37 protein-coding genes and 1 pseudogene are annotated in these 24,433 nt (G+C 43.4%); 8 read left to right on the top strand and 30 right to left on the bottom strand.

Going from position 1 to position 24,433, the window contains the following annotated elements; genetic code table 11:
• The 5 genes from AB4329_RS10575 to ccoN all read right to left on the bottom strand — a co-directional run bounded on the left by AB4329_RS10575 (position 1) and on the right by ccoN (position 3,811).
• Positions 1-480 (bottom strand): FixH family protein, encoded by a 480-nt coding sequence (locus tag AB4329_RS10575; protein WP_017059641.1) that lies wholly within the window; start codon positions 478-480, stop codon positions 1-3.
• A 108-nt stretch (positions 481-588) separates the two neighbouring features.
• A complete protein-coding gene (ccoP, locus tag AB4329_RS10570) occupies positions 589-1,563 on the bottom strand; it encodes a cytochrome-c oxidase, cbb3-type subunit III (RefSeq protein WP_017063857.1) in 975 nt (324 codons plus the stop codon).
• A complete protein-coding gene (locus AB4329_RS10565) occupies positions 1,563-1,736 on the bottom strand; it encodes a CcoQ/FixQ family Cbb3-type cytochrome c oxidase assembly chaperone (RefSeq protein ID WP_004733679.1) in 174 nt (57 codons plus the stop codon). The genes ccoP and AB4329_RS10565 overlap by 1 nt, the downstream gene beginning before the upstream one ends.
• 9 nt (positions 1,737-1,745) lie before the next feature.
• On the bottom strand, positions 1,746-2,366 hold the full coding sequence (gene ccoO / locus AB4329_RS10560) for a cytochrome-c oxidase, cbb3-type subunit II (protein ID WP_017059643.1): 621 nt from the start codon (positions 2,364-2,366) through the stop codon (positions 1,746-1,748).
• An 11-nt stretch (positions 2,367-2,377) separates the two neighbouring features.
• Positions 2,378-3,811 (bottom strand): cytochrome-c oxidase, cbb3-type subunit I, encoded by a 1,434-nt coding sequence (ccoN, locus tag AB4329_RS10555; protein WP_009846707.1) that lies wholly within the window; start codon positions 3,809-3,811, stop codon positions 2,378-2,380.
• A gap of 252 nt (positions 3,812-4,063) precedes the next feature.
• Between ccoN and AB4329_RS10550 the strand changes: the two genes are divergently transcribed.
• From AB4329_RS10550 to AB4329_RS10530, 5 genes are all read left to right on the top strand, one after another.
• Complete coding sequence (locus tag AB4329_RS10550) at positions 4,064-4,429, top strand: hypothetical protein (protein ID WP_017059645.1); 366 nt, start codon at positions 4,064-4,066, stop codon at positions 4,427-4,429.
• Positions 4,430-4,543: 114 nt separating this feature from the next.
• On the top strand, positions 4,544-5,728 hold the full coding sequence (locus AB4329_RS10545; RefSeq protein ID WP_017063855.1) for an FIST signal transduction protein: 1,185 nt from the start codon (positions 4,544-4,546) through the stop codon (positions 5,726-5,728).
• Entirely contained in the window at positions 5,728-7,449 is a 1,722-nt protein-coding gene (locus AB4329_RS10540) for an ATP-binding protein (protein ID WP_229647983.1), read from the top strand. The genes AB4329_RS10545 and AB4329_RS10540 overlap by 1 nt, the downstream gene beginning before the upstream one ends.
• Before the next feature lie 433 nt (positions 7,450-7,882).
• Positions 7,883-8,311 carry a phage protein gene (locus AB4329_RS10535; RefSeq protein ID WP_372138267.1) on the top strand — a complete coding sequence of 143 codons (429 nt, stop codon included), beginning with the start codon at positions 7,883-7,885 and terminating at the stop codon, positions 8,309-8,311.
• A gap of 91 nt (positions 8,312-8,402) precedes the next feature.
• The gene (locus AB4329_RS10530; protein WP_372138266.1) at positions 8,403-9,479 is read left to right on the top strand and encodes a hypothetical protein; all 1,077 of its coding nucleotides are present in this window, start codon (positions 8,403-8,405) and stop codon (positions 9,477-9,479) included.
• A 222-nt stretch (positions 9,480-9,701) separates the two neighbouring features.
• Here the strand turns inward: AB4329_RS10530 and AB4329_RS10525 are convergent, their stop codons facing one another.
• The 22 genes from AB4329_RS10525 to AB4329_RS10420 all read right to left on the bottom strand — a co-directional run bounded on the left by AB4329_RS10525 (position 9,702) and on the right by AB4329_RS10420 (position 20,033).
• On the bottom strand, positions 9,702-9,887 hold the full coding sequence (locus tag AB4329_RS10525; protein ID WP_016789813.1) for a hypothetical protein: 186 nt from the start codon (positions 9,885-9,887) through the stop codon (positions 9,702-9,704).
• Positions 9,868-10,095 (bottom strand): hypothetical protein, encoded by a 228-nt coding sequence (locus AB4329_RS10520; RefSeq protein ID WP_372138295.1) that lies wholly within the window; start codon positions 10,093-10,095, stop codon positions 9,868-9,870. Before AB4329_RS10520 ends, AB4329_RS10525 begins: the two co-directional genes overlap by 20 nt.
• Before the next feature lie 13 nt (positions 10,096-10,108).
• Complete coding sequence (locus AB4329_RS10515; protein WP_372138265.1) at positions 10,109-10,564, bottom strand: structural protein; 456 nt, start codon at positions 10,562-10,564, stop codon at positions 10,109-10,111.
• A 2-nt stretch (positions 10,565-10,566) separates the two neighbouring features.
• Positions 10,567-11,379, bottom strand: coding sequence for a hypothetical protein (locus AB4329_RS10510; RefSeq protein WP_372138263.1), 813 nt, complete (start codon positions 11,377-11,379; stop codon positions 10,567-10,569).
• Positions 11,380-11,386: 7 nt separating this feature from the next.
• Positions 11,387-12,070, bottom strand: a complete 684-nt coding sequence (locus tag AB4329_RS10505) for a hypothetical protein (protein WP_372138262.1) — start codon at positions 12,068-12,070, stop codon at positions 11,387-11,389.
• Positions 12,070-12,552 carry a chemotaxis protein gene (locus tag AB4329_RS10500; protein ID WP_372138260.1) on the bottom strand — a complete coding sequence of 161 codons (483 nt, stop codon included), beginning with the start codon at positions 12,550-12,552 and terminating at the stop codon, positions 12,070-12,072. The genes AB4329_RS10505 and AB4329_RS10500 overlap by 1 nt, the downstream gene beginning before the upstream one ends.
• 2 nt (positions 12,553-12,554) lie before the next feature.
• Positions 12,555-12,926, bottom strand: a complete 372-nt coding sequence (locus AB4329_RS10495; protein ID WP_372003135.1) for a DNAase — start codon at positions 12,924-12,926, stop codon at positions 12,555-12,557.
• On the bottom strand, positions 12,923-13,129 hold the full coding sequence (locus AB4329_RS10490) for a hypothetical protein (protein ID WP_016789806.1): 207 nt from the start codon (positions 13,127-13,129) through the stop codon (positions 12,923-12,925). Before AB4329_RS10490 ends, AB4329_RS10495 begins: the two co-directional genes overlap by 4 nt.
• Positions 13,130-13,270: a hypothetical protein gene (locus AB4329_RS10485; protein ID WP_186437088.1), complete on the bottom strand. Its 141-nt coding sequence runs from the start codon at positions 13,268-13,270 to the stop codon at positions 13,130-13,132.
• A 1-nt stretch (position 13,271) separates the two neighbouring features.
• A complete protein-coding gene (locus AB4329_RS10480; protein WP_372138257.1) occupies positions 13,272-13,568 on the bottom strand; it encodes a hypothetical protein in 297 nt (98 codons plus the stop codon).
• A 3-nt stretch (positions 13,569-13,571) separates the two neighbouring features.
• Complete coding sequence (locus tag AB4329_RS10475) at positions 13,572-14,405, bottom strand: major capsid protein P2 (protein ID WP_256800115.1); 834 nt, start codon at positions 14,403-14,405, stop codon at positions 13,572-13,574.
• 1 nt (position 14,406) lies between these two features.
• Complete coding sequence (locus AB4329_RS10470) at positions 14,407-14,544, bottom strand: hypothetical protein (RefSeq protein WP_016793451.1); 138 nt, start codon at positions 14,542-14,544, stop codon at positions 14,407-14,409.
• Positions 14,545-14,693: 149 nt separating this feature from the next.
• On the bottom strand, positions 14,694-15,128 hold the full coding sequence (locus AB4329_RS10465) for a hypothetical protein (protein ID WP_372138255.1): 435 nt from the start codon (positions 15,126-15,128) through the stop codon (positions 14,694-14,696).
• A 297-nt stretch (positions 15,129-15,425) separates the two neighbouring features.
• Complete coding sequence (locus tag AB4329_RS10460) at positions 15,426-16,145, bottom strand: hypothetical protein (protein WP_372138253.1); 720 nt, start codon at positions 16,143-16,145, stop codon at positions 15,426-15,428.
• Positions 16,117-16,596, bottom strand: a complete 480-nt coding sequence (locus AB4329_RS10455; RefSeq protein WP_372138252.1) for a hypothetical protein — start codon at positions 16,594-16,596, stop codon at positions 16,117-16,119. Before AB4329_RS10455 ends, AB4329_RS10460 begins: the two co-directional genes overlap by 29 nt.
• Entirely contained in the window at positions 16,589-17,041 is a 453-nt protein-coding gene (locus AB4329_RS10450; protein WP_372138250.1) for a hypothetical protein, read from the bottom strand. The genes AB4329_RS10455 and AB4329_RS10450 overlap by 8 nt, the downstream gene beginning before the upstream one ends.
• Positions 17,031-17,213, bottom strand: coding sequence for a hypothetical protein (locus AB4329_RS10445; protein WP_372138248.1), 183 nt, complete (start codon positions 17,211-17,213; stop codon positions 17,031-17,033). Before AB4329_RS10445 ends, AB4329_RS10450 begins: the two co-directional genes overlap by 11 nt.
• A gap of 66 nt (positions 17,214-17,279) precedes the next feature.
• Complete coding sequence (locus AB4329_RS10440) at positions 17,280-18,995, bottom strand: hypothetical protein (protein WP_372138246.1); 1,716 nt, start codon at positions 18,993-18,995, stop codon at positions 17,280-17,282.
• 12 nt (positions 18,996-19,007) lie between these two features.
• Positions 19,008-19,199 (bottom strand): hypothetical protein, encoded by a 192-nt coding sequence (locus tag AB4329_RS10435; protein ID WP_102292122.1) that lies wholly within the window; start codon positions 19,197-19,199, stop codon positions 19,008-19,010.
• Positions 19,196-19,555, bottom strand: a complete 360-nt coding sequence (locus tag AB4329_RS10430) for a hypothetical protein (protein ID WP_102292123.1) — start codon at positions 19,553-19,555, stop codon at positions 19,196-19,198. Before AB4329_RS10430 ends, AB4329_RS10435 begins: the two co-directional genes overlap by 4 nt.
• A complete protein-coding gene (locus AB4329_RS10425; protein WP_372138244.1) occupies positions 19,552-19,851 on the bottom strand; it encodes a DUF3850 domain-containing protein in 300 nt (99 codons plus the stop codon). The genes AB4329_RS10430 and AB4329_RS10425 overlap by 4 nt, the downstream gene beginning before the upstream one ends.
• Complete coding sequence (locus tag AB4329_RS10420) at positions 19,848-20,033, bottom strand: hypothetical protein (RefSeq protein ID WP_102292126.1); 186 nt, start codon at positions 20,031-20,033, stop codon at positions 19,848-19,850. The genes AB4329_RS10425 and AB4329_RS10420 overlap by 4 nt, the downstream gene beginning before the upstream one ends.
• 143 nt (positions 20,034-20,176) lie before the next feature.
• Here AB4329_RS10420 and AB4329_RS10415 point away from each other — a divergent pair, with 143 nt between their 5' ends.
• From AB4329_RS10415 to AB4329_RS10405, 3 genes and pseudogenes are all read left to right on the top strand, one after another.
• Entirely contained in the window at positions 20,177-20,440 is a 264-nt protein-coding gene (locus AB4329_RS10415) for a transcriptional regulator (protein WP_102292125.1), read from the top strand.
• A gap of 691 nt (positions 20,441-21,131) precedes the next feature.
• Positions 21,132-21,299: pseudogene (locus AB4329_RS10410) on the top strand (outer membrane protein); the annotation flags it as partial.
• 338 nt (positions 21,300-21,637) lie between these two features.
• A complete protein-coding gene (locus AB4329_RS10405) occupies positions 21,638-22,240 on the top strand; it encodes a DUF2971 domain-containing protein (RefSeq protein WP_017059669.1) in 603 nt (200 codons plus the stop codon).
• Positions 22,241-22,340: 100 nt separating this feature from the next.
• Here the strand turns inward: AB4329_RS10405 and AB4329_RS10400 are convergent, their stop codons facing one another.
• The 3 genes from AB4329_RS10400 to AB4329_RS10390 all read right to left on the bottom strand — a co-directional run bounded on the left by AB4329_RS10400 (position 22,341) and on the right by AB4329_RS10390 (position 24,431).
• Entirely contained in the window at positions 22,341-23,561 is a 1,221-nt protein-coding gene (locus tag AB4329_RS10400) for a hypothetical protein (protein ID WP_017066879.1), read from the bottom strand.
• Between the two features lie 144 nt (positions 23,562-23,705).
• Entirely contained in the window at positions 23,706-24,017 is a 312-nt protein-coding gene (locus tag AB4329_RS10395; RefSeq protein ID WP_017059671.1) for a hypothetical protein, read from the bottom strand.
• Between the two features lie 105 nt (positions 24,018-24,122).
• Positions 24,123-24,431, bottom strand: a complete 309-nt coding sequence (locus tag AB4329_RS10390; protein WP_017059672.1) for a DUF3634 family protein — start codon at positions 24,429-24,431, stop codon at positions 24,123-24,125.
• Between the last annotated feature and the right edge of the window lie 2 nt (positions 24,432-24,433).

Here is a 24,433-nt window from a genome sequence, read left to right as displayed (position 1 = left end):
TTAGTTCGTTAGTTGAGTAGGAGTATCAATAGGGAAGTTCATGCGACCTTGCACTAACCATTCAGAATCATGCGGAGAAAGCTCGATAAACCATGGACCTTGCATTTCATGATCCAGAGTCAACGTGTAGTTGCCTCTCGCATCAGCGGTCAGTAGCTGAGTAAAATCACGGTCAGGCAACGTTCGGTGCACGAACATTGCGCTAATAGCAGGGAAGTGGTCTAGTTTGCCTTTGTCGAGAGTAATGATAACTGAGTTACCTTTCTCGCTAACTGAAGCTGATAAGCCAAGCTCTTTAGCAACATTTACTTTCGAAATGTCGACATTAATACCTTTACCTTTTTTATAGTAATCTTCAGTGACAACGTTAACTGAATGGTTGGTAAGTATCGCGACTCGAACCAATGTTAGCATAGAAACGCCAACGGTTAGGAAGATCAAAAACCACGGCCAAAACTGCTTATACCAAGGTTGTTCCATATTATTATTCTCAATATATACAATGAAATAAAACTAATTTTTACAAACACTTAAGGTTATAACTGTAAAAGAAAGACAGCCCCTTAAGAAGGGGCTGTTATTATTATGTTACTCTTTATCTGAGTTGCTGAGGCTCCAGACGTAGGCAGAGACGAGCTGAACCTTATCCTCACCGAGGATGTCCTTCCAAGCCGGCATTACACCAGAACGTCCGTACATGACTGTTTCCGTCACATCAGCGCGAGAATCGCCGAATAGCCAGTCGCGGTCAGTCAGGTCAGGGGCGCCAACAGCAGGGTTACCCTTACCATCAGTACCGTGACACGCTGCACACACTACAAAGCGAGCTTTACCAGCCTCTGCTTCACGTGCGTTTACGCTACGACCAGAAAGGCTAAGCGTGTAGCTAACTACTTCTTTTACGCCTTCTTCGCCAAGAGCGTCTTTCCAACCTGGCATTTGACCGACACGACCATGCATGATGGTAGTAACGATAGCTTGTGGTTCACCACCATATAACCATGCGTCATCAGTTAGGTTCGGGAAACCTTTCTGACCACGTGCATCAGAGCCGTGACACTGAGAACAGTTTTGTAGGAACAAACGTTGGCCCACTTTGATTGCATCAGCATCTGATGCAATGTCAGGGACGGAACGTAGACCATTTTCGTCGTGAGCTAGCTTTCTGAATGCTTCACCAAAGTAGGTGTCTGCATCATCAAGCTCTTTCGCGTATGCGTCTAACTGTTTGTTGGCTTGCGCAGCAGCGATTGCAGAGCGAGACTCTTCTACGCTACGAACTGTTTGGTTTGAACTCGTCCAACCTAGTAGACCTTTAAAGTTGCCAAGGCCTGGGTATAGAGCTAGATAAACAGCTGCAAACACAATTGTGCTAACGAAAAGGTATGTCCACCATTTAGGTAGCGGGTTATTAAGCTCACGAATACCATCGTATTCATGGCCCATATCCTGACCTTCTTCTACACCTGTTTTATCGTTGGAACACCAACGAAGTAAGGCTGCACAGCCAATCAATGTACCGATTGTGATTACTGTTACCCAAATACTCCAGAATGTACTCATTACTTCGTCACTCCTTGATTTTTATCTTTCGCAGGTGCTTCATCAGCGAACACTAGGTTTGCATCTTCGTCGAAGCGCGACTTACGATTTTTACCGAAAGCCCACCAAACGATGCCGATGAAACAAGCAAAAACAGTAACAGTCCAAACACTTTGAAATGTAATAATGTCCATAATTATTCCTTATTTCATTGCGTGGCCAAGCGATTGAAGGTAAGCGATGATTGCATCCATCTCTGTTTTTCCTTCAACATCTTGTTTAGCGTTAGCAATTTGTTCGTCTGTGTAAGGAACACCAAATTGATTACGGAAGATTTCAAGCTTCTGTTTAGTCAATTTGCCATCAAGTACATTCTCAGCAAGCCATGGGAAACCAGGCATGTTTGATTCAGGAACAAGTTCGCGAGGGTCGATAAGGTGAACGCGGTGCCACTCATCAGAGTAACGATCACCAACACGCGCTAAATCAGGACCAGTACGCTTAGAACCCCATAGGAATGGGTGTTCCCAAACGCTTTCGCCAGCTACAGAGTAGTGACCGTAACGTTCAGTTTCAGAGCGGAAAGGACGAATCATTTGGCTGTGACATACGTTACAACCTTCGCGAATGTAGATATCACGACCTTCCATTTCCAGAGCAGAGTAAACACGTAGATTTTCTACAGGTTCAGTAGTCTGCTTTTGGAAAATAAGTGGGGTAATTTCTACTAAAGCACCAAAACTGATAGCAATAACGATAAGAATCGCTAGTAGGCCAACATTCTTCTCTACCAACTCATGGCGATTATTTGAATTTGAGCTCATTCTAAATCTCCTTAAGCCGGTTGAGGGATAGCTTTAAGGCTATCTTTAGGTGCAGAAACAGTTTTGTACGTGTTGTATGCCATTAAGAACATACCAGATAGGAAGATGAAACCACCTAAGAAACGTACAAAGTAGAACGGGTAAGACGCTTCTACAGATTCAACGAAGCTGTAAGTTAATGTACCGTCAGAGTTAACTGCACGCCACATCAGACCTTGCATCACGCCAGAGATCCACATTGCTACAATGTAGAAAACCGTACCAATCGTTGCTAACCAGAAGTGAACATTGATTAGGGATACAGAGTACATACGCTCTTGACCAAATAGTTTAGGAACTAAGTGGTAAACCGAACCGATAGAAACCATTGCAACCCAACCTAACGCACCAGAGTGAACGTGACCGATAGTCCAGTCCGTGTAGTGAGATAGTGCGTTAACCGTTTTGATTGCCATCATTGGGCCTTCGAAAGTCGACATGCCGTAGAATGATAGAGAAACGATTAGGAAACGTAGGATTGGGTCGTAGCGAAGCTTATGCCACGCACCAGATAGAGTCATAATACCGTTGATCATGCCACCCCAAGATGGAGCAAACAGAACCAAAGACATAACCATACCTAGAGATTGAGTCCAGTCAGGAAGTGCAGTGTAGTGTAGGTGGTGAGGACCAGCCCAGATATACAGAGACACGAGAGCCCAGAAGTGAACAATCGACAAACGGTAAGAGTAAACAGGGCGACCAGCTTGTTTAGGAACGAAGTAGTACATCATGCCTAGGAAACCAGCTGTCAATAGGAAGCCTACCGCATTGTGTCCGTACCACCATTGCACCATTGCATCGATCGCTCCGGAATAAATCGAGTACGATTTAAACGCAGAGACAGGAACAGCTAGGCTGTTAACGATGTGCAACACGGCAACCGTGATAATGAAGGCTCCGAAGAACCAGTTTGCTACGTAAATGTGCGATGTCTTACGTTTAATCATGGTTCCGAAGAACACGACCGCATAAGCTACCCACACAAGAGTAATAGCAATATCGATTGGCCATTCAAGTTCTGCGTATTCTTTACCAGAGGTTAAACCTAACGGTAAAGTAATTGCAGCGGACAGGATAATCGCTTGCCAACCCCAAAAGGTAAAGGCTACGAGAGGGCCACCAAAGAGACGCGTCTGACAGGTACGTTGTACAACATAATATGATGTTGCAAACAGCGCACTTGTACCGAACGCAAAAATAACCGCATTAGTATGCAGGGGACGTAAACGACTGTACGTCAACCACGGCGTATCAAAGTTTAGCTGTGGCCAAACTAATTGAGCGGCAATCAAAACACCAACGCCCATACCGACAATACCCCACAAAATTGTAACTAGGGTAAATTGACGGACGACCGTATAGTTGTAGTTTTGTTCAAGCTGCTTTTCTTGGCTCATTTGCATGCTTCCAATTTCTTATTTACTACACTTTACTTCCAACACGACTCACGTCGTAATGCCACCCAAATTAGAAAAGGAAATTCAGCCTATTCAGGGCTTTATTTCCACTTGCTGATTTTAAAAAAAAGTGGCATTTTCAACGCGACACTATACTTGAATTAACAAATCAATGACAGAGTAGTAACCTTACGCTTGGTCTGGAATTGGATTTTTATTTAAAAACTTTGAACTTTGTAACAAGGAGTAAAGATTATAATGGCGGCACAAAAGCTAACAAAAGGCAGGCTTGTTCAAATTATCGTCATGTTGGTTATTTTAATAGCTGCATTTACTTGGAGAACAGTAACATACGATAATAACGAAACAGTAAACTGTATAGTTTCAAAACCTTGTAAATTTGGTATTGATAATCATAATGTTTCAGTTTCAAGCAATAACCTAGGGTATTCGATCGAAACATCTAAAACTGGCAAATTTATCATTAGCTATAATGAAAGCGGAATTCTGGAAGAAAAAGGACCATCAAATTGGCTGTTACAAACTAGTGATAAGACCTCCTCAATAACGGTTACATTTCCACAACAGGTGAGCACGTTTTCTGTAAACCTTTCTAAGGAGTAACAGAGAGAAACTGGGGCACACCTCGGTTCTTTTGATAGAAACATGTACCAAATCAGTGAAACACAATGCATTAAAGTGTTATAAAGAGAGCATTAATAAAGTTACCCAGAATCTATGAAATTTCTATCAAAAGTCTCTTACTCCCTAGACGATAAAATCGCAGTAGATGAGTTGCTCAGCGGGGTGGAAAACCCTGACGATATTGCTTGTCTTATTTGCTACTGCACAGAAGAGTATTCGACACTCGCTGTGCAGAGATATTTCGTAGATGCTCTCCCGAACACTCCCATACATGGCTGTACTACTTGTCACGGCATTATGACCGAAACTGGTTTTCATTCTGGTCCAGTCATTGGCGTCCTCATTATTCATGACTCGGGGATCAACGCCTATGGTACGGGAATCGAACATTTCAGCGACTCCATAGACCGCAGTACCTTCAGCGCGATAGACAAAGCACTCAAGAACGCCAACCGAGAAGGTGAAATTCCTGATCTTATCTTGCTGCATTCCACACCGGGTAACGAAGAAAAGGTGATGGCGGCTATCGATAAGAAATTTGGTACTGAAGTGCCAATTATTGGTGGCAGTGCTGCAGACAACCAGGTTTCCGGAAATTGGAGTATCTTCACCGAAGAGTCGCTGTCTATAAATGGTGTGTCTTTAACGGTAGTGTTTGCGTCTCAGTCCATCTATTCCTCTTTCAGCGCGGGTCATACGCCTACGCGGTATTCAGGCACCGTGACCAAAGTAAGAAACCGAATTTTGTTGGAGATAGACCACAGGCCAGCCGTCACCGTTTACAACGAATGGACTAATTTCCACTTAGATGGCAGTGATGATGGCTACATATTCGAAAAGTCGTCAGTCTACCCATTAGGCAGGAAAGTCGGCTCTTCTTACGATTACCCATATTTCAAATTGTCTCATTCGATCAGAGAGACGGAGTGTAATGGGATTGAGCTGTTCACAGACATCAGTGAAGGCGACACCATCTACCTGATGCAAGGGTCTAAGCAGCAGTTGATTAGCCGCGCCGCGAATATCATTCACTCCTCATACTACAACGACATGGATCTTGAAGAGAAACTAGGGGCGATCAATATCTTTTGTGCAGGCCCAATGTTGAACCTTAAACAAGATATGGATGAGGTTTGTGACCAAATAAATCAAGCACTTAACGGGCTCCCATACATATGTCCATTTACGTTTGGTGAACAAGGCAGGCTCTCTGGTGGCGAGAATGCACACGGGAATTTAATGGTATCGTCTGCAACGTTTTATAGGTTGAAAAAGTAATGGGTTCTGAAGGTCAAGAAGCGCTGCAAGAAGCACGTATTGAACTGCAAAAACTAAAAGCCCGTGAGCGAAAGCTGGCTGAAGAGAACAGGGTGATCTTATCAACCATCTCTGCGATCAGTAAGGCAAGTAACATATCTGAGATATTCTCCAGTCTCGAGTTCGTGCTCAAAAAATACATTAAGTTTGATGACTTTATCGTGGTATCAAGGGTAGGGAACGAAGGCAGTTTCAAAACCCTGCTAAGCAATAACAAAGTCTTCGAACAGATGAATTGGAGTGATTGTGGCAAGTTATCTCGAGTGATCAATGGAGAATGCGCCATCCTTTTTGAACCCAAGTCTCTGGGTGAATTCAATTCCTTACATCCCATTATCCTCGATCAAATCAACTCTGTTCTAATTACTGGTATCGATAGCGGACTAACACAATCCGTCATCATCTTTATCCACTCGAATACCAAGCACTTTAGTATTGAAACTAAGGCCACACTAAACCGTTTTCGACCGTTGATAGAGCGTGCTGTTTTCGATATTGAGAACAAAGAAAAGCTTGAAGCAACCGTTCGAGAACGTACCGCAGAGCTTGTCACAGCAAGAAAAGACGCAGAAAGAGCCAACAAGGCCAAGTCTGAATTCCTCGCGATGATGAGTCATGAATTAAGAACACCGCTAAATGCCATAATTGGCCTAATAGACGCCCTAAAATCAACATCATTGAACGAAGAACAACAGTCTATACTGCTTAATATGAGCACATCATCTGAGCTATTGCTGGCAATTATCAGTGACGTATTGGATTTTTCTAAGATTGAATCTGGGTGTTTCTCGTTGGCTCCTCAATGGAGCAACGTAAGAGACACTGTAACTTTTGTATTATCTGAACAAAAGAAGACAGCAGACGATAAAGGTTTGCCACTAACAGTAACTAGCGATATCCCTGAAGGTGAACTTCATTACATCGACCCAAGTCGCTTGGCACAGATCCTATTTAATTTGATCGGTAACGCGATTAAGTTCACTGAGCGTGGGCATGTCCATGTTTCTATAAAGTACCAGCAGAGCTCTTTCTATATAACGGTGGAAGACACAGGGATTGGCATTAGCTCGCAACAACTTTCGTCGCTGTTCAGTCCATTTGTGCAAGCTGATAGCACAATCACACGTAGATTTGGTGGCACAGGTTTAGGCTTGGCCATCACTAAAAGACTGGTTGAACTGATGCGCGGGCGCATATCGGTAAAGAGTGAGCCTGGAAAAGGCTCCAAATTCGAAGTACAGTTGCCAGTGCTTACTAGAGTTACGAATAATCTGGCTAACAAAGAAGACGAATCTTCACGAGAGTTAAGAAGCCGTTATTCCGTGTTAGTTGTCGAAGACAATCCAACGAATCAAATGGTGATAAAGTTAATCCTTACAAGACAAGGCCACGAGGTTTTCATCGCAAGTAATGGTGAAGAAGCGATTGGCTTTATTGAAAGAGGCAACGAATCAATAGACATTATCTTAATGGATGTGTCGATGCCGGTCATGGATGGATTAACCACAACCAAATACATGAGAGACGCAAACATCAAAACACCAATCGTTGCGCTAACAGCACACACATCAGTAGAAGACAAATGTTCGTGCTTAGATGTCGGCATGAATGATTTCGTGACCAAGCCAGTAAGAACTAAAGAGATCACAGAAGCAATTGATCGATTAATGCTTGAAGTCTAATAAACGTATTCTTAATCGAAGATTAGGAAATATGTTTATTAGGTATTTTATGGTAAATAGCCTTACTGTTAAATAGAACATCGATTTGGTAGATAAACAAGAGGCAGGGCATCGCACAAAGATACCTGCCTTATAAATACCAAACACCATTTAACATAATATACATAATACGCACTGAGGTATTGATTTTTAACATACTGAAATGGTTAGTAAAAACTTGGGGTTTGTTTTTGTAAGTCTTTGATAACTCTCACGCACTATTCCACTTGATGTCTATTCAAGTCATTTGAGTTAGCTATGGTTGTCAGCGTTAAACTTTCGACGGTTATCGTTTTGCACCCCAAAAATGGACTGCTGCAAAATGTCGCGTTCGGTTTTACTTTTTGTAGCCGAAAATTATTTTTTGTTCGCTAACCACTTTGTGAGGCGCTTCATGTTTCATCATTCGTTCAAGGAATTGTTCTGGCGTGAATTCAGTTCGATTCGTGAAGGCTCTGAGTACTTTCATGTCAATGTAGCTACCGTTCGCCGCTGGCTAGATGGCACCGTTGCGATAAATCCAATGGCTGAAAAGCTACTGTTGATTAAAGCGCTTGGCTACTTACCTAATGATATTCGTTGGCGTGGTTTTAGAATTGATGAAGCTCGTGGTGTCTTCATCACACCCGAAAGCCGAGAATTTAGCCCAAAGGAATTGGACAGCTTCGTATATTGGCGTGATGAGCACCGTCAGCTTGTTGAATTACATGGCCGCATTGATAACCCAATCATGCAACCCGCGAAAGATAACCTACTGCCATTTCGTGGCGGGCGCCGAATGAAATCTGCCCCGTGGATACCGAGCAAGCATAAACTAAGCTAAATTCCTTATTTTATTCATAAACTTTGAAAGATAACCATTTTTTTCAATTACTTATTCTGATAATGTCCTTTGAAAATTATAAGGAGTAACAATGAATATTTCAGAACTAAGGTCGCTATCAAAATGGTTCATAGAAACTAACCACTTTATTAATCTCGATGAAGCACTTAAAATTTCTATCAACTACTTAGATAGTGCTGCCAACTCGAAAAGAAAAGCTACTAAACAAGAAAGAATTAGAGCAGCAGTGGATCACTTATTAAACACTTTAAAAAAGGTAAATTTCAAACCACTGTCTGATACCCAAATGCAATACTTAGAGAGCGTTGGGCTTTCTCTATTGTTATCCAAATCTCAAGACTCCCTATCTCAAGTTTTGCATCTAAACGGCGACCCTAATATTAGTGCAGGAATACTAAAACAGTCATATCAGATATTTCTTACAGCTAAGGCGAATTTTACAACTCTTCTTGATATTTTACCTGTCAACGATATTGAGGAACAAGGTTCTGATTTACCGACTAAAGATGGCAAAATTTTGACTCGTCTTCATTTTGACAACGGTGCTTCAATTTCTAATGTTGTTGAGTTTCAGCAATGGGCAAGTAAATGGCACACGATAGGTAGAGGCTTCTCTATGGCGAATGGCCACTCCCCTGAAGATATGGAGGTTGTTGGTGCTGGTAATGGTTCAATATTGGTCGACTTACTTGCCAATATCGAAACTATTAATATGATTGGTGAAGCAATAAACCACCTTTTAGATGCAGGGGCGACCGTAATCGAAACTAAAGTTGCTTATGAAGGACTTAAAAAATTAAGAGGCACTATCAACAATCAAGAATCTCAAAAAGCGATAGATGCTGCTATCAAAATTGCAGAAGACGAAGCCAAAAAGAAGGAAGATGAACTTCATGATAAGGTAGCCAAAAAGTTACTTGATAGTGAAGACGAAAGTAGCTCAGTAGCCGAATTAAGAAGAGCAGTTAAAGAACTTGACTTATTTATAGCCTCAGGAGGAGATATACAATGTATTTGTAACCCTGAGACCAAGAACAAAGATGAATTAAACGTAGCCAATAAAATAGAAGAAGTTAATCGTAAGATTGAAGTTAATCGAGAAACCCTATCTCTTGAAGATAAGAAAAATCAAAGTGAAGATAGCTAGCCAAATAGTGCATATGGCTAGTTAACTATAAAAAAGGCGAACTCAATCAATGAGTTCGCCTTTTGGTTTCCAGTGCAGCAAGCAAAGGAGCACTGTTTCGTTAACAAGGATGTGAATAAACACAAGTAACTTATCAGCCTAATTAATACTGTGTGAATTATTAATAGGTAGGGTTTGAATCGGCTCGCATGCCCTAGCCCTTTATCAACATCATTTTACAAGTTAAGTGCTTTCATTTTGTTTGGTTTCGAGCACTAAAACACGGTCAGATACGTTTCTCATGCCCTTGGTGATTTCTTTGATAATGTGGTTCTGGTTTCTCAAGTTCACCACCATCAAGCCCGCTAACGCTAAGAACTGAGGTGAAAAACCCCAGTCACTTAGGGCGCTAAATATCACGCTTTCCATACACATCCCCTGCTCTTTTTTCTGGTTTCCATGAGTCAGGTAAAGCTTCCCATACGCCCAGCACCGCAGGAATGGCCAAACCAACCGCACCGCCGTAATTAACGCCTGTTTCCGTCACTTCGACACTGAACAAATGACCATACCCAGTAACAGCAGCAACCACTGAACCCAACAATGCCAAGCCTTTAAAGGTTGAGTTTTCAAATATCATGTTGCACTCCTTATGCTAGTTTGACACCTTGCATGGCGTCAGCTCGTGAGTAATGGTGACCCACTTCCATAATCGACATGGCATGAAGCACATCAGCTAAAAGCTCATCGTCTTGCAAGTTGATAGATTCATTCACGCCCACGCCGACCTGTTTCGCCACGAACTGCGCATAGTTCTTGGTGTCGTTTTCGACTGGCGGTGCAAAGCGGTTAATCATTTCGCCTAGGTTGTCTAAACCATGCAACCGTTGATAATTCCGCATGACCTTAGCGCCCGCTCGAAAACCGAACTTGTGGTGCTTGAACGTTTCAAATGCCGTATCTCGTGACACCGAACTTTCGCCTTGCCAGTTGTTACCTTTACGAATGTTTAGTGGATTGTTGTTACGAATGCCGCGAATAGTTTTCTTAGTCATGACGAATAAGAACCCTCCAAATAAAATGAAAATGAGTAAGTACAAGCGCATAATTAGCTCCAGTTCTCTGCCACAAATAGCTGAATCGCGCTGTCTTGCGAGCCGTCAGAATGAGCCATGTTTTTAATGGCACTTCCTGATTCTTCATCCATTGGGAAATGGTGCTGCATGTCTCGGGTGTTGTAACGTAAGTCCCACGCCTTGATGTTCACGCGCATCATGGAATATTGCGTATCCCAGTAATCCAAGTGGTCGTCTTCGAGTGGTCGCTCTGGGTTTCTGATGTAGCGATACAGAAACTCATGCTCCGCGCCGTCTGTTGGTAGAACACTACCGGACGGCAGTTCAACACCATCAAGATAGATAATCTCTCGCCCTGTTTGATACCAAATGGTATTAGGCGTGGATTCGTTGTAGTTGCCGACTTGAGAGCCATACACCGCACCATCACGCAAAATCGTGATGTTTGGTGACATGATTAACAGCTCATCGGTGGCGCAATAGAATTCATCGGCGTTCGGCGCTTGGAAAGAAAACGAGATCTCATCATTTCGATAAATTCGCCCTTTGGTTTTGAGTTGAAAGTAACTGGTTGCCCATAAGTAACGCGCCACCATGGGTAATGGTTCGTTATCCAGCTGTCGCCATTCTGCGCCGTTAAAACCATAGAAGTGCTTATCTGTGGTATTAAAATAAACGACAACATCATCGTCAGCGGACACTGTAGGATGCTCGGGCAACTTTGGAATTAACGGCACTGTCGCCACGGTTTCCACAGTTTCTTTCAAATTCTCAATAAGGCTTGCCAGATATTCGATTTTGTTACGTTCATTGCCTTGCGGCATGTTTTCAATAATTGGATTCATGGTTGTCTCACACTTCAATAATGCTGATATGGTCGGTGTCGTCACCTGTAAAGGTCACCGCTTCTCGCGTTGCCAACTCTAGCTTTTCGCCCGCTTCCAATTCATACCCGCCATTGACCACAATCACCCCGACATTACTTTTCGGCGCGGATAGCACCAAGTTGCGGCGGTCATTATTTCTAGGCAATGAATACGGCATGACCTGTTTTTGGCTTGCCAGTAGATTGGAGGCTTGAAAGCCAATCACTTGATTGGAAGCCATACGCATGACAGGCATCGAATCAATAGCCACGCGCTGACCTGCCGCGAGTATCAATTCCGGTATGCTGTCTACATGGATGCGCTGGTCAGGCTGTAAACCAATTAACGGCAAAGCCTCAATCAAGGCTTTGATTTGTTGATTCTCGGCCAGTTGAATCGCTGGCATGGTACTCACCGTGACGGCTTGACCTTCCATAGACGGCGTGAAACTTCCTACACCGTGTTCAAACACCAAGCGACCAACGCCAGATACAAAAATGCGCCCAAATCGAGTGCCTGTGTATTTGTAGAGTGACTTTTGAGTTAGCGAAAAAATTTGACCTGTTGCTTCAATTTCAAACTGAACTTTACCTGTGGCGTGCTCAACGAAAATCCACTCAGAATCCAGCGTGACAGGGATTTTCTGCCCTTGAATCAGTTCAAATTCCATTAGCGCACCGCCTTATAGGTTACAAATCCCAGAACCGCCGCAATGAACATCATCAAATACAAATTCATTTCACTTTGCTCACTTTGGCCGCTGTCCTGATTGAACTTTGCAAGTTCCATAACAGCACCTAGGCTTTCAGAATTCTGCGCGGCTTGATTGCCCGCAAGCCCCGCCATCATCTGCAAGTTTTCGCTATTGGTTGCGCTGTATTCTTCCAATGAAGCGTTGGCAAATTGCATGCTTTGCCCGTTGAGTTTCGCTAAATACTCGGCGTTCGTTTCATGCATGCTTTCAGCGGAAAAAATAATTTCCTCACCAAGTTTTAACGCACCTTGCACCGCGCCGTGGTCGACCGATTCCACGTTAATCGTTGAGTTGTTCACGCCACTGATAGCTGTCCCAAGGTTGTCGCCGCTAATGGCATTTTGACCTGTGACATTGGTGGTATTACTTGAACTGCTTGATTTGGACTTACCGCCCATAACTAAACCCTCATTTCCATGCGAGTGACATCCCCGCGTTCGTGTTCTTTAGTGCTTAGGCGGCGACACAATTTAGCCACCAATGGAAAATAGGTTTCTGCGCTGATAGACGTTAGGCCGGACTCTTTGACGTACTTCGAGAGTTCACGCATAGCAGGTACAACCCCGCGACCTGATACGCCCCATAAGAAGTAAGAATCACCGTCAATCTCGCCCGCCACAGTTACGCGGTAACTATCACCACTTAACTCGTAAACGCTGACGCGCCCTGCTTTCACTTCTCCTTGCAACTTGGCAAAGTCTTGCGGGCAAGCTCTGAACGCGACTTTCAAACGCTTTAATGCGCTGGGATTATCAGAAACCAATTCAATCATTTTTTAAGCACCACATAAGCCAAGACCAGTGCGCCAATACCGCCGATTACCCAAGGATTAACACCGCCTCGATTGCTCGAACCCATGCTAATCCCACCAACAGTTTGCCCCGCGTTGGTGGTATTGGTGGCGGTTGCCGTAGCGGCGCCGCCAGTAATAGGCATTGAGCCGCTGTTCGTCAAAGAACCTAGACCAGGTAGCATCTAAATCACCCCCATTTTGAACAATCCGAACACCACTAAACCTAAAACAATCAGCCATGAAAGGCGCTTTGTACCATCACTGATGACAAAGCCGCCCCATAAGCCCGCCGCACCCGCAAAGACCGGAATTAATAAAGGCACATTAACCCCCTTTCTTTGCGGCTAAGTAAACCACGCCAAGCAGCAGCAAAACGCCACCGCCAACCGCTGCATACATCGCGTAATTAGGTTGCGGAATCACTGGCGTTACTACATCGCCGTTAGGTTGTTGATAGTTGTTTTCTTCAGCGCGGTGTGTGCTTGGGTCTGCCGATGTTGCGCGATTCGTTTCTTGTTGCAGTTTCAAATCAATGACACCACCCGCCAACTCACCCACGGTATCGACAGCACCGCCAATCAGCTCACCGCCCGTTTCCAAAATATCGTTGAACCAATCCATGATTTACGCCCCTTGCGGGTTAATCTCGCCCACTTGTTCAATGGCTTCGATAATCACCGGAACACTACCCGCACTTGATTTTTCAAGTTCAAATTGAAGTTGGTTAGCCGCGTTGGTTGGCAAGCGCCCCTCAACACCGAAACCCGTACGAATGAAGTCCAAAGAGAACCAACCCGTATTTTGCTCAAGACCAGCCACAGCCAAGTCATATGCGTTATCCGCTTTTGACACGTTGATTTCTTCACGCTCGTCACGCATCACGCGAACGCGCTCAATGGTTGAGTCTTTGAAGTGGATACGCTTGATTGAAAGGAACGGTGAACGCTCGGCAAAATCAAACGGTGTACGACCGGACGCTGCCGCATACCAAGTCAGTGAGTAAAGGCGCGGTAAGTAAATACGGCGAGACTGAGCCGCTGTTGTATGAGCGCGAGCTTTGATGCTCGGAGCCGCGACACCTGATTTCGATTTAAGTTGAATGTAGAGCATCCAGATTTCACCCTGCAGCGTGACCAACTCACCCGTACGAACGCCTGCTTTGGTACGTAGCGTTAAATCAGCGAATGGGATGATGTAACGACCTGCTTGTGTGAACTGTTTGCGGTGCTCTTGGAAGTCCACTAAATCTTGACCAGATACGCCAATGATTTCTTTACCGTTCAGTTTGAGCGTGATGCGCTCAATGTCGGCAGGGTCTGTAATGTCTGTAACCAGTTCAATGTTCTGGTAAGTAGGCCCCGTTACGACACGCAGCGTTGCTTGGTTGCCCCAATTAACACCTTCAACTGGGTCGAGTTCACGAGGGCGTGGGTTAAATGGTGTGTTCATCATTTCCATATTAGAACCACCCCGTATTGCCGTTTACTGAGTCTTTCACGCCGCCCAGCGCCGACACGTTATTAATCACAGCTAAAAGCGCAATTGTGATTGCTGCCGTTGCAAACATTGGAACAAGCGTGGTTTTGTTCATTTTCATAGGAAGTTATCCGTTTGTTGTGGGTTAAAAACGGATATCAGTGTTGGCGAGATAAGAGAAATTAAATAGAGGGATGAGCCTAATAGGCTTAGGGTTTAGCCTATTAGGTTGTTAATGATTAATCGTAGATATATTTTGCTCGAAATTAATTAAAGGACGTTCGAGTTATTATTCTCAACCTGCTTCAATGCAGCTTGAAACCCTCTAGCGGAAAATTTGAACTGTCCTATTTCAACTGTTTCTTTCATAACAAACTCATTAAAGACAAATTGTCTCCCTGCGTCATTTTGAGCGATGAACAGTTCTTTTTTTGTATCCTCTCCGCAAACAACTTTCATGCTGACAGGCTGGCCATTTACAGGCATCACCGCGTCCCTGTCGTTATGTGTAGATGGGTTACAGTTCTCTTTTTCTTTTACAAAGAGGATAAGATTCTCACCACCATGAACTGCACCAGCCGCATCATCTTCACTGTAAACGTATGCCCAGTTTTCAGAATCGACACTCCACGTATTAAGGTAAGGTTGAGTTGTTTTTGCTAGTGCCGGAACGCTCAAAAGTGTTGTTAATAATAATAAACGCATTTAAATACTTCTCTAAGCATGATTATTGTCTTGGTTCGCTAATTACTAGCACTCATCCAATAGCATTCGAACAATCAATAAAACACACGAATTATGAGTAAGCAATACCATCCATTTGTATTACTATATTTCATTATTGTAGCAAGCTTTACATCAATAATGCATATTAACCACGACTAGAATAAATACAAATAAATATATATTTTTCAATGACTTAATTGTAATTATTAAAAAAACAGCTCACTATTAACAAAGTCTTACACTATTCAGCCGTCCCTAAAACATCGCTTATTATCGTCATCTACAATCTACCACCCCGCGCTCAACATTTCCGATACCATCACGGAACAACACGTATTGAGCCACCCCGTTATTGGTTTTGGCTGTTTTTAGCGCAACCAGTTCACTAATGTCGCACTCCTTTTGCTTGGCTATATAGGTCGCGTCAGCCATCGAAGATAAACCGCCCACCCACCAAATCGGCGATTGGCTGCTCACGGTTTTCGGTACCTCTTGCGTTCGTTGAAACATCGAGTGAACAATCAATCCAAACTGGCGACCACCACGCCATAGTTCACCCGATTTGCCTTTCAGTTTTCCCGTGGTTTCCACAGTACTGGCGAGTTCTTCAATGGCGACATACAGCGGCGGTTTATTCCCATCACCACAACTCCACACGATAGACGCGAACGTTTCTAGGTTGTCTGCATTGGCTTCTTTGACCAGCGCCAGTTTGAATCCTGTTTTCCTGTTACGTGCTGCCACCAAAGCGCGAGCGAACGCGCCAAACTCGGTGAACATCTTCACTTTTTGCCCTTGAAAGACTTTACCCGCATAGTTTTGGTACGGGTCAAAAAAGGCCACTTGGCTCTTTTTCGGGATAAGTCCAAGCTTACGAACGGCGGTGGTTTTTCCGCTGCCCGTAGTCCCAATGTAAACACAATGCTCTGCGTTTAAGGCGGTGTTGCTGTTTACGGGCATTGGTAATCTAAGCGGCGGCTTCTTTGGTTTCGCCATCGTTTTCAGCCTCCTTTTCCTGTAAAGCTTTCAGTCGCTTCACGGTATTAATACCGGAGTAACCCAAACCAAACGCAGCCACACCAAAGAAGATTTCTTCTTTGTAGGCATCAAACCAACTGAGCCATGTTAAGCCGTATTTCTCAATCAGTGGGCCACTGGCTTCGAGGAACTTAGCTTTCGCTTCGGGGTTAAATTCGAAATCAACACCCGCCGCACCCGAAATGTATTGCTCTGACATGAACAAGCCCATACTCACCATACCAACAGCGGCGGCGCTATCCATGGTTTCGGCTTCCTGCTCAGGTTCGGCGGTTTGCTCAGGCTCACCATGAGCGACCGAATCCATTGAATCTAAATCTGCGAAGCCCGCTTGATAATCGAGTTCGTCGGTGGTCGCGCTTGATGCTTGCTGCTCGGCTTCAAGCGCTGGGCTTTCTGGTTTATCCATTGGCGGGTGTGTCCTTTTTATTGAGTAGGAAGAAAAGCCCAACTAATGCGAGCAATCCATAAATGTAAGGTTTAGCGGCTTGAAGCCTTGTTGTATCTGGCTTTAACGACATTTCCGAAGCCGTAACAATCGGTTTAACCTCTGGTTTGATTTCAGTTACAGGGTGACTTACCAAGGCCTTTTCGGATGCGGCTTCCTGTGGTTTAAGCTCGGCTTTGGTCGGTTTCATCTGGCTTTCAATGTGCGCTTGGAATGTCGTGCCCTTGCCTTGCTGAAAACCGCAACATGGGCAGTTGTAATAAAGTCGGCCTGTATTGCGCTTGTTTTTAGGGGGATTCCCCTCGGTCAAAATTCGGTGCTCACCGACTGCGTGAACCGTGGCGATGGCGCCACAGTCCGGCATATGACAGCGAATAAAGCCCTTTATGGGGTTTTTACTCGCCATGCTGCAATCGCTCACTGAATTGGCGCTCTAAATTCGCCATTCGCTGATTGTTGAGTTTCATCCACACCAAAAACAAACGCAGTGGAGACATGAGTTTGCTTGCGAACGGGTTCTTTGATGCGCTTTCGACTTCCTTTTCTAATTGGTCGGTAATCTGTGTTGCTTTTTCCATGTTGGTTTTCCTTTTCCTAGCCTAATGAGTGTTATTAAATTTCCGTGCAAGCAATCCCCAAAGGGGTTAATCGTGTTTTTTGTTGATGTAGTAGCTTTCAACCAATTCTAAATGATGGCTTTTCAAGGCTTCTAAATCGTCATGTTGTGGCGGTAACTCTTGATGTAATTGCGATTGCCAATTGGCGCGACTACATAAAAAACGCTCGTATTCATCGTTATATTTCATAATGGCCATGGCGCGTAAGTCACCCAGCTCAACATCGTTTGTATTCATTGACCAATCACGCGCACCATGCGCCCACAATAAAAACTCGTCCATTTTTTCTGAGGCTGTTCCACCCTCAAAACAAATTGAAAAGGTGTTATCAGTGCGAGCAAATACACCACGACTCTTGATTTTCTCTTTGTAATCGCGAATTTCGCCATCAAGCATTTTGATGAGTCGTTGAAGCTTGAATTTTTGAGGGGTTTTGTCTTTGGCTATTGCGCTCGCTCGTATGGCTTCATCACGTTTAAATTGTTTGCGGCGCACTTCTTTTTCTAACGGTTTACGCCAACGTTCTAAGCGGTAACCGCACTCTTTAATAATTGCGGCCATGTTGTCAGCATCAAAAGCCGCGAGCACTTCCCATTTAGGTGCGCGTGAACAACGAGCGATGTTGTAGCGATTACCACGAATTAACCCTTGATTGGCATTACCACCTTTGGCCGCGTAACCCACCGCCTTAATAAGATAAGAGCCAGCCGCTTTGGGTAACTTAATGCGCTGCAGATTCGCAAAGCCATGCCCCCAAATACTTTCTAGGCGCTGGGCCCATGTATCAAAAACGCTTCTTTCCACCGACCAATCAAGCAAGATATGCACATGTGGATTCGGCTCACCATCTTCATTCATCGGGCATTCTGCCACCCAAATATAATGAAACGGTGCGTTGCTCCCCTCGATAATCTCGACCTGTTCACATTCATCAATATTGCGCTGTGAATGGTTATCTCGATTACTGCGAAGCGTGGCGGTAAACCCACGTTGAAAGAGTTTTTTCGCCCCGTCGAGAAAGCGTGAAACCTCCGAGCCCAATGTAATCTCACCCGAAAAAATTCGGTCACGTTGGACTTCATCAAACGTTAAGGTCAAAAAGGTTTTAAACCCACCATGACAGGCCGCGACATACGCACCCGATTCAAAGATTTGACGAACGGCTCTTGAGGTAAGTTTGTCGGTATAGCGCTCACCATCATTGGCGCTTGGTGCATCGCTCGGGCGCGGTTGGTAAATCATTTGCATCTTGATTTGTTCAGACCAAGGGCGGTGCATCAAATACGCGCGGGATTTTCCTTTCTGGTTAGCGTTTTGCGCTTGGTTATACATCGCATCATGGTTTTCAGCGCAAGTGCTTTGGGTCTTGTGACGAGGCTGACACTTGCGAGAACGCGTGATTAAGCGGTCAATCTGTTTGCGGCTTTTCCCTTGTCGGACTTTTGCGCCCTTTGACGAGCCTATGTCTTTCAGGGCTTCGCCCTGCGCTTCGCGCCCAAGTTTTGCGGATTTATTCGTCGCCACAAAATGAAATTGTTCGTACTCTTTGAGTTTTCGCTGCTCAGTTTCTAACCAAGAATTATCAATAGCACTAAAAAAACCGCTCTCAATAGCGGCTATATTCTGATTAGTTTTCGTGACGTCTTGAGTGACGCCAGCAATAAAGCCCACATCCTGCGGACTTAAAGTGTTGGGGATTTCTCGCTCTGGTTGAGCATCATAAAGGTGGTTGAATACTGTCATCAGTGACACCCCCTATAAACGTTCAAGAGAGACGTATTTACCAGTGACGGTATCACGCAACGTATTGAATGAAAGGTGGCGATACTCGCAACAAGCTTCACCCAACATTTTGAATTCAGATTCTCTATCGGCAGGAACCCAAAGCGTAACTTTGATTAAACCCGCCTCGCGTCGGCGCTGCTCGTAGCGCTTATTGCGGCTCATACCTCACCGCCTAAAGCATGAGATTCAACGCCCTGTGCGGGCGTATCCTCTTGTTGCTTGCGGATTCTTTTCTTGGTGCGTAACTGTAGTCGCAATGATGGTCTGTGTTTTGCTAATTTTTGGCGTAACTCAAAGCTTTTGCACAATCTAGAAGCTTGAGTTTGCTCAAATGTCAGATACCCACTTCGGTTGAGTATGATTTTATTAATCGCCATATCGATAAGCGCTGCACTTCTTGGATGGTTACGCTCTATTCCATATGCAAAGTTAACGATTGGTAAGTAGTGGTTTGACTTTAATGCGTCCTCAACATATAAAACCGCCAATCTAAACTCTCGTGAATTTGAAATCCTCATACTACACCCCCGCTAAGGTGAGATTTAGCGTCCTGTGCGGACGCGTCCTCTTGTTGCTTGCGGATGTCTTCGAGGCCACCTTGAATCCAATCAAAGGCGAAAACGATATAATTCTCTTTCTGCTCGTAATCAGATATGTACTTAATGCGAACAATTAGATAGCGCTCACCATCAGACATCCTAACCCTGTCACCAAGTCTGTAACCACGGTCATTCTTTCTAATCTCAAAAGTCTTCTTGCCATCAATAATGGAATTAAGATACTCAGACTTTATTTTTACGTTATGAATCATCATGCTACACCCCCGCCAAATCTTGCAGGAATGAAAGGTTTAGCTTTCTTTTTTAAACGCCCCTTAAGTTCGGCGCGTAGCTTTGCCACCATGGCGAGAGAGTTTTGAGTCAGTTTAGGGTCTGGATTTGCACACCCTGCCATATCTGGACAAGGTAAGTGAATTGGGTTAGTGATGTGTTCCATGTCATAGCCTCCGCAAGCTGTATCTTTTTTGAACATGGAAACCATAGCGAAAGTTTTTTAAGCACTCAAACCGCCTGAGCTAATGAAATTAGGGGGTTAAACCTCTATAATTTAACAACTGTCGATTTTTCGAGCACTCACGGATGAATTACACAAATGCACTTTTAGACCGAGTCAAAGCCAAGTATGAACTGAGTTCAGACTACAAATTGGCTAAGAAACTGGGTATTGGTACGGGTCGCCTTGCGAACTGGCGTACTGAGGTGTGTTCTATGGATTGGGAAGTTGCGTTTCAAGTGGCTGATTTACTTGAGATGGATGATCAAAAAGTAGTGTACGGTTTACTCGATGATAAATACAAAAACTCCCGCCTAATCAATGCATTACAAGCGGGCGCCCCTGTCTAAAACTCTCTTTTTCTCGTTTACCCTGTTATACATAATACGCACCAAAAAGGAGATTGAAATCTGAGAGGTTTCAGGGCCTGTTACTCGCGTAATTTTACGTACAGCGCCGCATGAATCTATCTATTTAATTACTGGCTGGCTTTGACTCCGCGTTAATTGGATTAAATCGTGATGGCTTTATCACATGTCTGCTCAAACTTAATTAAGACTTCTAATTACGGATGCCTCTCCAAAGTTAGTCCAGAGTCTCTGCTGGTTGAGTGTTAAAAGCTATTACCCTGATTTTGCTTACCAAAAGAACCTAGATGATTAACGCTTCCACTAACTCTCGGTCTATTGTCCGTACTACCAATAAACTGAAAAGACTTGGTTACTCTTGTTCGCTAGATTTAACGGTCCCAAAAGACCAAGCGAACTCCCGAATCATCTAGTCTTGTTTACCTATGTTGGCTTGTTCTTCACCAAATTGAATCAACTATCAACGTCATCAGTAACATCCGTACTCGTTTTTCAAACCACTAACTTTGAATTTTCTGATGCCCAACGGTCATTGTTACCAAACTGCGTTGCCATCCAAAACGAACTTCTATAAACGACTTGGCTAATCGTAAGTTACAGTGCAACATAAATTCTATTAACCTCTGTCTGGACTATATTAACTTGTCTCATAACTGCGATAATGACACTTCTAGTATCAGACTCTAAGTCTGAAGCAGCCTACCAAGTTGGTGCTGAGCTTGGTGCGATGGTAACAGACAACATCGATATCCATATTGGTTACCGCTATGCAAACGTTGAAATTGAATCCATCGATGTGTCACCTCAAACCGCTTACCTAGGTGCAAGGTACCACTTCTAAACTTGATTCACTCGTAGGCTCAATACTACTAAAGCCGTCCTTTTAAAGCTCGGCTTTAATTTTGATCACCTATTTCCCTACTCGACCTCTACTTTGACAAGACAATTCAACCATAAATAAAGTTACGTTGTATCTTCTGTAAAAAGTTACAACTTGAAAGCTTTGCCCTAACGCAAAATAAACCACTTTAACAGGCTACTATTTCGTGTTTAAATTTTGATCTATCAAACAGTTATACGAATAAATTTGGTTATTAAGCAATCAAATGCTATGCATTCAATCCTTAAAAATAAATTAAAGTGTTAACATCAGGCAATTTTGTAAACTAGGTGTTTGATATGTTGCCTAAACTTTATAAGTTCAGATCGCTCCACGACAGAAACATACAATCTATTTCCGAGTGTTCGTTGTGGTTTGATTACGCTAAAACTTTTAATAACCCTTTTGAATCTAACCACGCATTCAACAAAGAGCTTCAACAAAACTTTAAGATCATGTGTTTCTCTCAGTCGAACGACCACCCAATACTATGGTCGCAGTATGGTGACAACTTTAAAGGCATGTGTATCGAGTATGATCTCAACTGCTATAACGGCGAGGCCAATCTCAACTGTTTTGAAGTCCAGTATGAAGACGAACCGAATATGTTCCGCCCGGCATCGCTAAGAGGTTTACAAACATCAAGACTGGGAGCTGAGATATTCAAAATTAAGCATTCTAATTGGCGTTATGAAAAGGAATACCGCTGGGTATTACCTGATGACGAGATGATCGGAAATAAACTCTACCTTAATAGAGAGTGCCTAAGCTCGGTGATTCTGTCAGAGCACGCTCCTGCCGACAGGAAATTGAAAGTTCTGATGACTTGCCAGCGCCTTGGTATCCCTGTTAAACACGCAATAGCAAAGCAAGAGTCGTTTACCTTCGAAGTGGTCAGTTAAGTAGAGCGTAATCCTACTGTTTAGCGCCAAAACAAGACATTCACATAAAGTTACAGCGCAACAAAAAAGAGAGCGACATTAATGAGACTCTCTCTTTTTATTACATGTTCACCGTAAGCTTTCCCAATCCTTTATCTTGCATCTGCTCAATCGTCGCGATAGACATTTGAACAGTTGAAAACCAATAAGGTCGGTGCTTAACGTTAAATAGTTCACTATTATCTAACGCCTCGAAAACAGAATATTTTCTACCTTGAGCCAAAGCTGCACCATAAACCGTTCGCTCAAGTACTGGAATGTCATTCACTTCCTCTAGAAGTGCCCTCTTGATGAACTGATTTCCAGGGCTCCAATCTATAAATTCAACGAGGTTTTTTAGTAGCTTAAGCTCTAGCTGCTCGACCATTGATTCAAGAAACTGTGTGTTTGGCATCACCTCAGTACAAGCATAATATTCGTCATGCTTGTCACTTGCTTCACGATAACCAAGCATCGTTTTTACCAATGCGTCTTCAAACGTTGAAGAAAAGTGGTTACAAATTAAAAACAAAGGCAGAACTCTCAACACACCAAGTAAAATGCCTACGTTAGGATCTTTAACCGACGTTTCTTGAAGTCGAATTCGAGTCGCATTTGACGTCACGACCAAGTGTTGCCAAACCTTAGGTGTGATGTGTTTAATGTTGCCATCATTCCACTTAATCAGCTGTTGACTCATTAACAATGGGAACAATAAACGACAATTTTCTATTCCTATTTGTCGTGCTGCAACTTTTGGATCGAGAATTACCTTAGATTTCTTTCCATATTTATCTGCAAACTCTTGATTGGAAACAAACTCGATTAAACTTGAGCTCAATGGCCTACTTTTCGCGGATATTTCATGGAGTTTGGAAAAGTTTAAAGATGGCGAATACGCAACACTAGCGAACTGATTGTAATCGGGTAAGTCTGAAAACAACGAACTTATTAAGGTACCTTGAAGCTTCTCAAGCATTAGCGCAGAAGCGGCATTGCTGACATCATCGATAACGTATCGTAAGGTTTGTTGCTTCGCGTCGACTTTTTCACGATGAGCATTGACTCTATCCTGCTCGCAGCGCAATAAAATACGTTGATTGTGAGATATGCGGTCAGATTCATCAAATATGACACTATCACAATACCTATTTTCCAAACTTAGTAACGTGTCTACTGTAGATTGTGCGAGCTTATATTCAGGTGAGATTAACCATCGATTAAAGCGAGCTTCAACATTGATTGAGACCTTCCTTGAGATCTCAACTACTTCAGGGGTATAACTTTTATTTGCTAACAACAACCGTGACTTTCCTTTGCCGTAAATGCTCTTGTATCGGCATATCCTGCCTTTATAACAAAACTAATATTAATAGAAATTAGAGATTGGTTCACGAAATTGTTTCAATAAAATTAAGGATATTTAGTTATAGTGCGTTGAGAGTGGCTAGTGTGTGATATGTAGCCGGATATACTTTTCTGGAAAGCTGTATTTGAACCTTTTCTTCGTCGGTAGGTGTTTTTTCGCCTGCTTGCAAACTTTACTATCTCCAGACGTTCTCACCTTTTTGATTCTTGCATAACCTTTAGAGTGCTTCATCTCAATCATCAGATCGCAATAACCCTCGAAATCAACATTACTCTTGTTGAGCCCTTTCATGACGGTGACTTTTATCTTTTTAGCTACAGGATTAACCAATGCATCGTCGGGAAAAGCGACTGGGGATAAAAAGCATAATAGTAATACTAGATATCTCATACTGCTCTCTCTTTGTTGAGGGTGAGAACAGTATGCGGAGATTTAAGAGAAATGAAGGATTAACTTAGTATGAGGATTGACCAGCTAACGCGTAACTCTCAACAATTACGCTTTCTTTGAGCCTTTAGACTTAAAACCATTATGCGGGAACACGTTACGAATACGTTGCTGTACGTTTTTAGGAACATCTTTAGTGAACTTGAGATTGTAACCAGAACGTTTTGCATACACTTTTAGCTCGCCTTTAAAGGTATTGTTATGACCAATCTCTTGAAGGTTGTGCTTAAAGCTCGGTGGAAGATGCCCTTTAACTTGTTCGATCGCCCCGTCGCTAAATTTAATTTTCAATACCGGTCGATCGACTGCTACTAACCAAAAAACTAATACCGCACCGATTAAGATTACGTACATCATAA

This window comes from Vibrio sp. 10N.261.54.A5 (genome assembly GCF_041471145.1).
Lineage (GTDB): Bacteria > Pseudomonadota > Gammaproteobacteria > Enterobacterales > Vibrionaceae > Vibrio > Vibrio crassostreae_C.
Note: the sequence above shows the minus strand (reverse complement) of the source record. Positions and strands in the feature narration are given on the sequence as shown.